The sequence below is a fragment of the Rhizobium sp. CG4 genome, from assembly GCF_023701965.1.
GTDB lineage: Bacteria > Pseudomonadota > Alphaproteobacteria > Rhizobiales > Rhizobiaceae > Agrobacterium.
The window spans coordinates 132,719-143,272 of the sequence record NZ_JABAEG010000012.1 but is presented as its reverse complement, the minus strand read 5'-3'; the positions used below and the strand labels follow the sequence as shown (position 1 = coordinate 143,272).

The following is a 10,554-nucleotide window of genomic DNA, read 5'->3' as shown; positions in this document are numbered from 1 at the left end:
TAGACGTGCCGAAATTACCCGTCAGCACATCGCGAAGATATAAGAAGAACTGCTCCCACACGGGGCGGTCGAGACCGAGCGAACGAAAGACCTGCTCATAGGTCTCCCGTGTCGCATCTTCACCGACGATCGCCCGTACCGGGTCGGCGGGCATCATGCGGCCGATAAAGAAAGTAAGCATAAGCAAGCCGAGCAGGGTAACCGCTATGGTTCCAATCTGCTCGGCCCAACCATTAAATTGTACGCGACGTGATGACATGTTTCCTCCGTTTGCCAGCCGCGGGAAGCGCGCCTTAACAGGCTCCCGTCCTGTCTGACAAATTTTGACCAACCTGTCACAGGTTTATAAATCTGTCAAGTTACATCGCTTACAGGAAATCGTCCCGGCGGGGTGTAAAGCAGTCGATTAACTCCCCCTCTTCCAGGCATTCACAGCCATGTTCAATGTTTCCAGGAATGACGAGGCTGTCGCCAACCTTCAATTCATAGGCTGCGCCATCACGGAAAAACCGAAATTTTCCTTTGGAAACATAGGTGGATTGGACGTGTGGATGCTTGTGAAGCTTACCTTCTGCTCCAGTTTCGAAGCGGAATGAAACAACCATCAACTCTGGGGATTCGGAAAGGACCTGACGGAGAACGCCGACGTCCGGTGAAACAACCGGGAACTTGGGAAGGGTCATATAGGCCTCCTTGATGACACTAAACATGTCATCATACATATATCTCAGCCTGTCTGACAATACGGCTGTTTATGCCTGAGTGATTTCTTCACTTTCCTTGGCTTTTGAGCGCAACAACACTTTGTAGCGATCTAGACTGCCACGCAGATGTGCGCGCATGCGTTCTCGAGCCAGATCAGGATCGCCCTCAATGATCGCATCAACGATCAGGCCGTGTTCTTCTTGGAGGTGAAGATTGTAGTCTTTCGGCCGAGAGCCCGGAGCAGATCCCTGCAACTCGCCACGCGGGATGATGCCAGAGCGGATAAGCTGCAGAAACTCCGGGAAACGCCGGTTTTGGGTAGCCTCGGCAATGGCGAGGTGAAGATTGAAGTCGGCATCACGGGTCGGCATGCCCGTGGCAAGACACTCTCCAATATTCCGGTGAGCATCAAGAATCATTTCTATCTGCGCGGCAGAGCGTCGTGACGCCGCCAAACCGGCCGATTCGACCTCAAAAACAGTCCTCAGTTCAAGCAGTTCGATAACCGATGAAATGCGTTCAGTCGTCAGATCCTTGAAAGGCTTGTCCTGCTCCTGCGGCAATTCAAGCGCATATATTCCAGCACCTTTGCGAGCGTGCACAAGGCCATCCGCACGCAGGATGGCAACCGCTTCACGCACAACCGTGCGACTGACCGAATATTCGCGGCTCAGAGCGCTTTCGCTGGGGAGTCTGTCTCCCGGGCGGAAAACACCCTCCATCAGATCACGCCGCAGCGCAGAGCTGATTTTTGACGCCAGCGACTTACCGTGTTCTACGCCCGCTCTGCTTTCCACGTCCATTGCCGCCTCACCTGCACAAAATCTGTCAGGTATGTTACCGGGTACTTGGTCTATTGCAAGCAGATATGGAAAGTGCTGCCACTTTGCTGAGTGGCAGAAGACAAAATACAACAAATTTGTTGCGATTCCGCTGGAAACGACCAGACACACCGCAACAATGATCAATTAGAAATCGCTCTGGCGAAAAGTCCCGTCTGGTAAGAAGCAGAAAGACCCCGACGCATCACATCGGGGTCTTCATTGTGGCTGGGTTCTGCTTCGCTATCAGAACTCTTCCCAATCCGCCTTGAGCGCCGCATTGCCGACAAAGGCCGTTGCAAGCTTGTTCGTCAATGAACGAACGGGGGACGCGCTATATTTTGGCACATTTGCCGATGGTGCAGCCTGTACCGCGCTTGCTGCGTCCGACGTTGTCTTGAACTGGGCGAGCAACTGGTTGAGCGATGAAACCTCACGCGCAAGACCATGACTTGCAGCAGTGGTCTCCTCGACCATGGCCGCATTCTTCTGCGTGTCCTGGTCCATCTGGTTTACGGCAGTGTTGATCTGCTGCAAACCGGATGACTGCTCCTGGGAAGCGTCAACGATCGCAGAAACATGTCGATTGATTTCCTGAACTTCGGCAACGATGGCTTCGAGTGCCTTGCCTGTTTCATCAACAAGTTGAACACCCTCCTGAACCTGATCAGTCGACATCAGGATCAACGCTTTGATTTCCTTTGCTGCGGCAGCGGAACGCTGCGCCAGCTCACGCACCTCCTGTGCGACAACCGCAAAGCCCTTGCCTGCCTCACCGGCGCGCGCAGCTTCTACACCGGCATTCAATGCGAGAAGATTTGTCTGGAAGGCGATTTCATCGATCACACCGATGATATTGGAAATTTCCGTCGAGGATTTTTCGATCTTCTCCATGGCGATAACAGCACTGCGCACGACATCCCCGGATTTCTCTGCACCTGATTTGGCGCGAGCAACCAGTTGCCCGGCCTCATGTGCCCGCTTGCTGGAATCCTTGACGGCCGTGGTGATTTGTTCCAGTGCAGCAGCAGTCTCTTCAACAGCGGCCGCCTGTTGTTCCGTACGCTTGGCGAGATCGTCAGCGGCGGAACGGATTTCATTTGCGCCGGCATCGATCCCGCGCGCATTGTTTGCGACGCGACCAAGCGCCAGCTGAAGCTTTTCAGCGGAGTTATTGAAGTCAATCCTGACGCCATCGAGTGTGGCGACAAAGGAGTGGTTGATACGGTACGTCACGTCGCCATCCGACAGTCTGGACAGGCCAGTTGCCAGATTATCCACCGCGAACTTGACGTTGGCAGCATCTTCTGCGGCTTTGCGCTCCCGCTCCATACGTTCTTTTTCACTAAGTGAGCGATTGGCATCGGCCTCCGCTTCAAGCCGCAAGCGCTGGCGCGTATTTTCCAGGAAAACGACCACAGCTTTTGCCATGCTTCCAACTTCGTCTCGACGGTCTTCACCAGGAATACCGGTTTCAACATTTCCGTCGGCCAATGTGCGCATGCGATGCTGCAATGCTGCAATCGGGCCACTGATGCCGCGAGACGCAACAACGAGCGAAGCGGTGATGACAAAAGCGAACAGTATCGCCAACAAACTTAATGTCGTTGTGATTGTAGATATGGTTTGCGCTGATAGGCTGTCAGATTCAGCAGCAATATTGGCGTCATTTTCTTCGTTTGCAGAGCGCAAGTCACTGCGTAGTTTAACGATGAGTGGATCGACTTGTTTAAGTGATTTGACGGCCTCGTCATCCATATCCTTGCTATCGAATGCGATCGCATCATCAGTCAATTTGATAATGTCGTTTGCAAGGCGAATGTAGCCGTCGATAGCCCCCGACTGATTTTGCGACATCATCTTTGCATTGTCTAATCTGCTTGTCAGCAAAAGCTTATCAGCTTCGTATTGCTTCAAAGCAGCGATGGATTCCGCAGAACCTGTTTCGTAAAATCGGACTTGGTTGGCCGTATAGGCAATAGACATTGCTGCAATCGTTGAACGGTTCAGCGTGGTGGCAAGAACGACATCGCTGGCAAGCATATCGGAATAGGCCGCATCTGTTTTCATATACGTATAGGAGACCACAGACACTCCGCCGACTCCGAGAAGACTAAGCGGCAAAATTAGCGAAAGAATTTTGGTTTTGATCTTTGAATTTGCGAGGAAGGACATGAATTACCTCAAAATAACAAGTCCAACTTTCTCGTGCTGAAAGATTGCAAATCTGGACCATAAGCATGCACGTGCAGCAACCAATCATTGGCCACCTCATCTCCCCGGCGGCACACAGAAAGTAGTGTTGAGAAACGGCGAGAAGATATGTGAATCACTGAACTTTAGAGGTTCACGCGACACGTCATACTTTACAATAATCACAATCAGGACTGGTTTGGTAACCAGTTGTAAACCACAAACAACCTAGGGTATGCCACCACAGATTTACTCTTTCGGTGATTCTTGAGGGCCGTGTCTGCCCAGAAGGGCTGCGGCTTGCACTTTACTGGCCACACCCAGCTTTTTGAGTATCTGCTCCATATGATACTCCACGCCACGCCGCGATAGACCTGTAATCGTCGCTATGTCGGCATTTGATTTCCCCGCCGCAGCCCATGTGAGAAGGTCAAGTTGCTGCGCTGTAAGTTTAGCGAGCAAAGGGCTATGGGGGCTCTCATCACCTTTTTGTATCTGCGGCGATTGATCCGCACAATCCGTTATTAGACCAATCCAGCTTTCAACCTGACCAGCACTGTCGAAACTTGGCTTAGCAGCACTGCGTACCTGTCGCCAATGCCCTGACACATCCCGAACCCGGAAGTTTGTCTCAAAAGGCAATTTTGACGGCAACCATTCCAGCCACTTTTTGCGGACTCGAATATGATCATCTGGGTGCATACGCCCGTACCAGTCCTTGATACGGTCCTCCATGCCAACACTTTCAGTCGCAGACAGCGTCGGCCCGAGATAGTCGATGGTCCCTGCGCTGTTTGCCGCCCAGATGATGTGAAGTCTTTCCTCCGTCGCCAACAACCGCGCATAACCCTCATCGGCTTTCAAGACTGCCTCAACCTGCCTGAGGCGACTAATGTCGGTTAACGCAAGTGAAAACCCGATGAAACCACCATCGTCGTCGTTGACGCGTGTGCAATTCACGACGAAAGTTTTACTGGAGCGACGATCCTTCACTTCCTGCTGTCTGATTTCACGCCCACGCGCCATATGGGCCAAAATTTGCGTGATCCTAAAGGCGTTCTTTCTGTCAAAGTGCTGCGCAAAATGCGAACCGATTGATTGCTTTTCAACCAGACTCATGACGTGGGCGAATTGCTCATTCATTCGCAAAATCCGTCCATCCCCATCAAGAAGCGCTAGCGCGCACGGGCTGTTTTCATAGATGGCCTCAGAGTGGAACTTGCGTTGATAACGAGAGGCCCCGGAGGAACCTTTCGCACGGCCGCCGAAAGGATAACGAAGCTCTCTTGGCAACTTTCCCAATGTCGGGCGGCCAAGGTGATACCCTTGGCCCACATTGCATCCCATCCGTTGCAGCAAAGCCAGTTGGTGTGGCGTTTCAATCCCCTCAGCAACAACTCTCATACCCAAACTTTGGCCAAGATCGATTACAGAGGACACGATGCGTCGGCTCGCCGGGTTCTGGTCCATGCTGCCAACAAATTGCTTATCGATTTTCAGCGTGTTGAAAGGCAGGGAATGCAAGCGCGTGAGACTTGAAAAACCGGTCCCGAAATCATCCAGCGACAGCAGAAAACCTTCGTCTCTGAAACGTTTTGCAACCTGGTGAGCGGTTTCAATATCGTCGAGAAGCGCATTTTCCGTCAGTTCGATTTCTATTTGAGATGGAAGCAGTCCCGCATTTGAGACAACCCCACCAATCAAGGAAACGATTTCGTCATTCCGGAACTGTACCGGAGACAGATTGAGAGCGAGTGTTAAACTGCGCGGCGCGCAGGTAAGCTCCCGACATGCCTTCTCCAGAACCTGTAATGTGATCGCGTTGATGGCTCCGACAGATTCGGCTGTGGAGATGAATGCATCCGGATTTATCACACCATGAGCAGGATGATCCCAGCGCGCCAGGACCTCAAATCCGCTCGTCTTTTGCGTTTCAAGATCGATAAATGGTTGGAATGCTGGCACAAACCGACTTCCTTCGACCGCCGCTAACAGATCGTCGATGGAAGGAAAAAATGTACTCGTCATAATCACTCAATGGCTCGGACGTGGTGGAGTTGTCTGACTTAGAGGTCGCTGGATAGGAAAGTATGAAAACCAGATCAATTATCACGCGTTTGTGAAAACCATCACCATCTTAGGTAGATCTGAATTAAGCCACCAAGCACTGTTGACCGCAGCGGGAAAAAACTAGCGCCCCCCCAGTGCGAAATTATCTCTGGCTGGCCTCGGCTGACATCTACCGACACTCGCTGTTCCGCATTTGCAAATATCGGCGTCAAAGATTTACGCGACTGCGAGGCCGCCATAAGGAACCGGCTGAGCGTATCCTGCTCGGTTTGAGTTTCGAAGATTACACGGCAGCCGTTGAAATCCTGTCTATTGCGTACTTCTCGAGGTTAGAGGTAAGAAAAAAGTGCCTCGAAATACCAAGGCATCATGGATGAACTGCTGCGAATGCTGACCGACAGTCAAAGTTTCAAAGCGATCTATCGTCATAACGCTTTGATTACCTTGTATTTCGTTATGCTATCCCACCTCTACCTTGGCGATTGACTGGTGCTGATGCTGCAATAAAAGGCAGCCATTCGCATATTCAGGGTTGCATGCATGATTTCGCGCTTACTGTTTCCAGGCATGGTTATCGCTCTTACCGGATTAACCGGTTGCCAGACTGGAAAGCCACTTGCCATGAGCGTTGCCGCCACACCGACTGCCTCGGGCATACAGCACGGAGATATGCTAGCTCCTCAACGTGCAGCTGGCCAAGATATCCCTGCACTCAAAGGCAATGAAATTGTGACCATCCGTACATATGAATATGTGAACAAGGGTGGTGCGGAATTTAGTTCCCGTACGGAGATTGAGGGTGTTAGTTGCAAGCTGGAAAGCGACGGCTACAGCGCATCTATAAAAACTCCGGCCGAAGTGCGTGTTCCCGACTACGGCTATGCATCACGCCCGATTTCAGTGAGTTGCAACGCTGCGGGCTACAGGACCAGTTTCAGCAACGTGACTGCAATCAATAAGTCTGCCGAACAACGCATGGCTTCAGGTAGCAATGGTGGCCTGATAGGTGTTGTCATCATGGCGGCAGTAAACGCAGGTTCCGACCAGAAAAAAGATGATTTCGCATATCCCCCTGTCAACGTCACGATGAACCGTATCGGTTGCGAGAAGACTAAAGTTCGCTGCCGTTAAACTGGCTTGCCAACGGCCACCCAACTGCCGTTTAAGACTGTGCAAATACCATTTGCGCAGTTTTTCTTCACCGTCAGCAACATATGACGTGGCTCACATAGGCCTATCATCTGCTATGCGTCGTTCGACAGATTTTAGTATCCGTGAAAGATCCCGTTTTTTGCCGGCCGCAACCTCAATTGCTGCAACGACAAGATCGCCCGCGATGTAATCCGGCTTGTGTCCAAGATCGTGCACGACAAGCAGCTTCGAGCCTTTGATGGCGCGTGCCAGCTGTTTTGAGTGTATCTCCGGCGACACAACCTTATCAGCATCACCTGTGATGATAATTGTCCTCGCTTTTATCTCGGAATATTGGCGGGATGCCGTTTTGGCCCACGCATTCAGAGATGCGACTTCCAATGCGTTGTGACGGAAGGCAACCGGGCGCAAAGCCTGCAGTGCTTTGGTTTGGGCTATATAGTTTTGTGGTACGGGGTTTGGTGCAAACACTGACTTTGTCGCTGCGCCAATCGCCAACAGCCCTGCCGGTGGCGCAACAAGGGTGCTGAACAAAACACCGGTAATCGGGACACGCGCAGCGTCATAATACCACGAGACGCCGCCCGGCCAGTCATAAACCGCAGGCGACAGGAAAACCAGTCCCTTCACCTTCTCTGGATGACGCAAAGCAAGCGCAGCAGCAATTGCGCCGCCGTAAGAGTGACCAACCACGATTGCACTTTTGATGCCACGCTCGTCCATCAGACTTGCAATGCCATCCGCCTGTCCATCCGGCAAAATGTTGCCCTTGCCGCCGATCTGCGAACGACCATGACCAGGCCTGTCAACAAACAGCAGTGTGGCTCGCCCCTCCAAACTGGAGCGAAAGGCGAACAATGGATCATACAGGCTGGTGCTGGCACCGTGAATAAAGACAATCGGGGGCAAATCAGCCTTGTGTGCGGGTTCCAGCAAAAGGCTGTTCATCATGAACCCGCCAACATCAATAAGGCGTTCGTCCTCGACCGGATTTGCGGAAGTTGGAGCTTTCATCCCTGATGCTAACGTCATCATGAGAGCGCCGAGAACCACATAGAACACGCCCCGAACGACCATTTTTCTCCTGACATTCTCACTGATTGGCATTCATGTCGATTATAGTCATGACGTCAATCCAGCCTTGTCCATTGAACGCCCTTGCACAGCAAACCGGCAAGGACGCAGCCCTTGGTCGTCATGTTGTTGCCCTTCACATCAACGCTGATCTTGTAGGTAAGATCGCGCTGCGGATCGAAAGCGGTTCCGGAATATTTCCCATCTGAGGCAGGCGAAATGGTCATGACAAGCTTGTCACCGGTTTTTTCTTTCGGTGTACCCGGTTTTATCCACGTATTCGTCGCACAGATATTGGCTCCACACTGGTCGATCTTTACCCGGGCATTGCCATCACCGCGCGACCATTGCCCGAAAATATCCTCTGCCATTGCAGAGTTCGAGCCAAGGCAAAGGATGATTGAAACTGGTAATATCCATTTCATACCCTACACTCCTCTTCACGCTCCAATCGCATTGAACCGACTGGAGCAACAGGTCGCGGACAGCGACTGGTGCGAATTCACATATACAGAAGCAATACGAGTGACTGTTGGAAACGGTTCAGTTCCGCCAGGAATCTTTATTTGAATATTTTGCCCATTAAACGAAACCAGAATGCCGTCAGTTCCGTAGATAGGTGATGAAAGCAGTGTGACATTGCTGTTCAACAGGCGGTAGAAATGGATTTCAGTTTCCTCATTTTCGCAGCAGGTGGTCTTTCTCTTGCAATGATCGGTGCATGGGCCACGCAGCGCAGGACCGGCAACAGCGGCTGGATCGATACAATCTGGTCATTTGCGGTCGGACTTGGTGGCATTGCATCGGCAATTTGGGCTGATGGCGCAAGCGAACGCCGCATCATGATCTTCATCATCATCGCATTGTGGTCGTTGCGACTTGGAGCCCACATCGGGACGCGCTCAAAGGGCGCCAAGGAAGATCCCCGCTACGCCAAGTTCATTGAACAATGGGGAAAGGCAGCCTCGTTCAGATTATTCTGGTTCTTGCAGATACAAGCTGTCGCAGCATTTGTACTGGTTTTGGCAGTGTATCTAGCCGCCAGCAACGAAAGCCCGTTTCCTCGGATTGTTGATTTGATTGCACTTGGCATCGCCGTCATAGCTCTCGCAGGCGAAAGCCTTTCAGACGCTCAATTGGCGGGTTTCAGAAAAACACCAGAAGCCAAAACGGGTGTCTGTGAAATTGGATTGTGGCGTTACTCTCGCCACCCGAACTACTTTTTTGAATGGTTATTCTGGTGCACCTGGCCGTTGCTGGCAATCAACGCGAACGGTTGGAGCTGGTTGGCGTTGCTCGCGCCCGCCATGATGTACTGGCTGCTGGTTCATGTTTCCGGCATTCCACCGCTTGAAGAACATATGATGAGAAGTCGCGGTGAAAAATTTCGAGCCTTGCAGGCACGTGTCAACGCTTTCTTCCCCGGTCCACGCAAAACGAACTCCGCCACTGAACAAGGAGCAACACAATGAACATGCTGGCCTTTGCCATCAATGCCGCGGAGAGAATGCCATTATCAGACGGTATGACACTTGCTGGAATTGACTTCCTGTGTAACCGCACCAAACGCCGTCTGGAAACCATTCCCCATGGCCGGGAAATTGAATTTGTGTCTGAGATGGCTAAGTTTCCCGTTGCAACACATACGAGTGATGCCAACCGGCAACATTACGAAGTGCCGGCGGAGTTTTTTTCGCTGGTGCTCGGTCCGCGGCGAAAATATTCGTCCTGTTTTTATCCTGATCTAAACACCTCCCTTGCTGACGCGGAACGTGAGGCGCTGAGACAGACAGTCAAACATGCCGGAATTGAAGATGGCATGACAATCCTCGAACTCGGCTGCGGCTGGGGTTCACTTTCCCTCTGGATGGCCGAAAATTTCCCGCGCTCCTCGATCGTATCTGTCTCCAACTCGGCCTCTCAACGTGAATACATAAACGCCAAAGCCCAGGATAAGGGTTTGACAAACCTGAATGTTGTCACGGCCGACATGAATATTTTTGAAACCGAAAGAACGTTTGATCGGGTGGTTTCGGTGGAAATGTTCGAGCACATGTCAAACTGGCACACGCTTCTTGAACGCGTGCACGGATGGCTGAAACCGGACGGAAAATTGTTCCTGCATGTTTTCACGCACAAGAACCGCTCCTATCGTTTCGACCACCACAATCCTGCAGACTGGATTGCGCATCATTTCTTCACCGGCGGCATCATGCCCGCTTATGATCTGCCTTATCGCTTTGGGGAGAGCTTCACCGTTGAACAGGATTGGCGTTGGTCTGGCCAACATTATCAACAAACGGCTCTCGATTGGCGGGCAAATTTCGACCGCGAAATCAACCAGATAAAACCGTTGTTCAAAACCGTCTATGGCAAGGACGCTCATCTTTGGGAGCGTCGCTGGCGATTGTTCTTCCTCGCAACAGCCGGCCTCTTCGGTCACGACAATGGCGACGTCTGGGGGGTTGGTCACTACTTGCTTGCACCAACGCACCGGTGAATGCATTTAAAAAAACCAGATTTGAATGCTAGCTTTCGA

The 10,554-nt window shown here is 51.8% G+C and carries 9 protein-coding genes and 1 pseudogene; 3 read left to right on the top strand and 7 right to left on the bottom strand.

Annotated elements, in window-relative coordinates; translation table 11 throughout:
* The 5 genes and pseudogenes from HGO37_RS25020 to HGO37_RS25000 form a co-directional block, all read right to left on the bottom strand.
* Positions 1-259: pseudogene (locus HGO37_RS25020) on the bottom strand (ABC transporter permease); the annotation flags it as partial.
* Positions 260-368: 109 nt separating this feature from the next.
* On the bottom strand, positions 369-722 hold the full coding sequence (locus HGO37_RS25015) for a cupin domain-containing protein (RefSeq protein ID WP_502941461.1): 354 nt from the start codon (positions 720-722) through the stop codon (positions 369-371).
* A 30-nt stretch (positions 723-752) separates the two neighbouring features.
* A complete protein-coding gene (locus tag HGO37_RS25010) occupies positions 753-1,508 on the bottom strand; it encodes a FadR/GntR family transcriptional regulator (RefSeq protein ID WP_250985732.1) in 756 nt (251 codons plus the stop codon).
* Between the two features lie 264 nt (positions 1,509-1,772).
* The gene (locus HGO37_RS25005) at positions 1,773-3,701 is read right to left on the bottom strand and encodes a methyl-accepting chemotaxis protein (protein ID WP_250985731.1); all 1,929 of its coding nucleotides are present in this window, start codon (positions 3,699-3,701) and stop codon (positions 1,773-1,775) included.
* 267 nt (positions 3,702-3,968) lie between these two features.
* Positions 3,969-5,747: an EAL domain-containing protein gene (locus HGO37_RS25000; RefSeq protein WP_250985730.1), complete on the bottom strand. Its 1,779-nt coding sequence runs from the start codon at positions 5,745-5,747 to the stop codon at positions 3,969-3,971.
* Positions 5,748-6,329: 582 nt separating this feature from the next.
* Between HGO37_RS25000 and HGO37_RS24995 the strand changes: the two genes are divergently transcribed.
* Positions 6,330-6,920: a hypothetical protein gene (locus HGO37_RS24995; protein WP_250985729.1), complete on the top strand. Its 591-nt coding sequence runs from the start codon at positions 6,330-6,332 to the stop codon at positions 6,918-6,920.
* Positions 6,921-7,013: 93 nt separating this feature from the next.
* Here the strand turns inward: HGO37_RS24995 and HGO37_RS24990 are convergent, their stop codons facing one another.
* Positions 7,014-8,018: an alpha/beta fold hydrolase gene (locus HGO37_RS24990; RefSeq protein WP_502941460.1), complete on the bottom strand. Its 1,005-nt coding sequence runs from the start codon at positions 8,016-8,018 to the stop codon at positions 7,014-7,016.
* A gap of 53 nt (positions 8,019-8,071) precedes the next feature.
* Positions 8,072-8,440 carry a DUF2147 domain-containing protein gene (locus HGO37_RS24985; RefSeq protein WP_250985728.1) on the bottom strand — a complete coding sequence of 123 codons (369 nt, stop codon included), beginning with the start codon at positions 8,438-8,440 and terminating at the stop codon, positions 8,072-8,074.
* A 237-nt stretch (positions 8,441-8,677) separates the two neighbouring features.
* Between HGO37_RS24985 and HGO37_RS24980 the strand changes: the two genes are divergently transcribed.
* A complete protein-coding gene (locus HGO37_RS24980) occupies positions 8,678-9,487 on the top strand; it encodes a DUF1295 domain-containing protein (protein ID WP_250985727.1) in 810 nt (269 codons plus the stop codon).
* On the top strand, positions 9,484-10,515 hold the full coding sequence (locus tag HGO37_RS24975) for an SAM-dependent methyltransferase (RefSeq protein WP_250985726.1): 1,032 nt from the start codon (positions 9,484-9,486) through the stop codon (positions 10,513-10,515). Before HGO37_RS24980 ends, HGO37_RS24975 begins: the two co-directional genes overlap by 4 nt.
* Positions 10,516-10,554: the final 39 nt, after the last annotated feature.

What these genes read in the sequence shown, in the direction of transcription:
- HGO37_RS25015 (WP_502941461.1), bottom strand. Translation starts at nt 722, where the DNA reads ATGTATGATGACATGTTTAGTGTCATCAAGGAGGCCTATATGACCCTT.
- HGO37_RS25010 (WP_250985732.1), bottom strand. Translation starts at nt 1,508, where the DNA reads ATGGACGTGGAAAGCAGAGCGGGCGTAGAACACGGTAAGTCGCTGGCG.
- HGO37_RS25005 (WP_250985731.1), bottom strand. Translation starts at nt 3,701, where the DNA reads ATGTCCTTCCTCGCAAATTCAAAGATCAAAACCAAAATTCTTTCGCTA.
- HGO37_RS25000 (WP_250985730.1), bottom strand. Translation starts at nt 5,747, where the DNA reads ATGACGAGTACATTTTTTCCTTCCATCGACGATCTGTTAGCGGCGGTC.
- HGO37_RS24995 (WP_250985729.1), top strand. Translation starts at nt 6,330, where the DNA reads ATGATTTCGCGCTTACTGTTTCCAGGCATGGTTATCGCTCTTACCGGA.
- HGO37_RS24990 (WP_502941460.1), bottom strand. Translation starts at nt 8,018, where the DNA reads ATGGTCGTTCGGGGCGTGTTCTATGTGGTTCTCGGCGCTCTCATGATG.
- HGO37_RS24985 (WP_250985728.1), bottom strand. Translation starts at nt 8,440, where the DNA reads ATGAAATGGATATTACCAGTTTCAATCATCCTTTGCCTTGGCTCGAAC.
- HGO37_RS24980 (WP_250985727.1), top strand. Translation starts at nt 8,678, where the DNA reads ATGGATTTCAGTTTCCTCATTTTCGCAGCAGGTGGTCTTTCTCTTGCA.
- HGO37_RS24975 (WP_250985726.1), top strand. Translation starts at nt 9,484, where the DNA reads ATGAACATGCTGGCCTTTGCCATCAATGCCGCGGAGAGAATGCCATTA.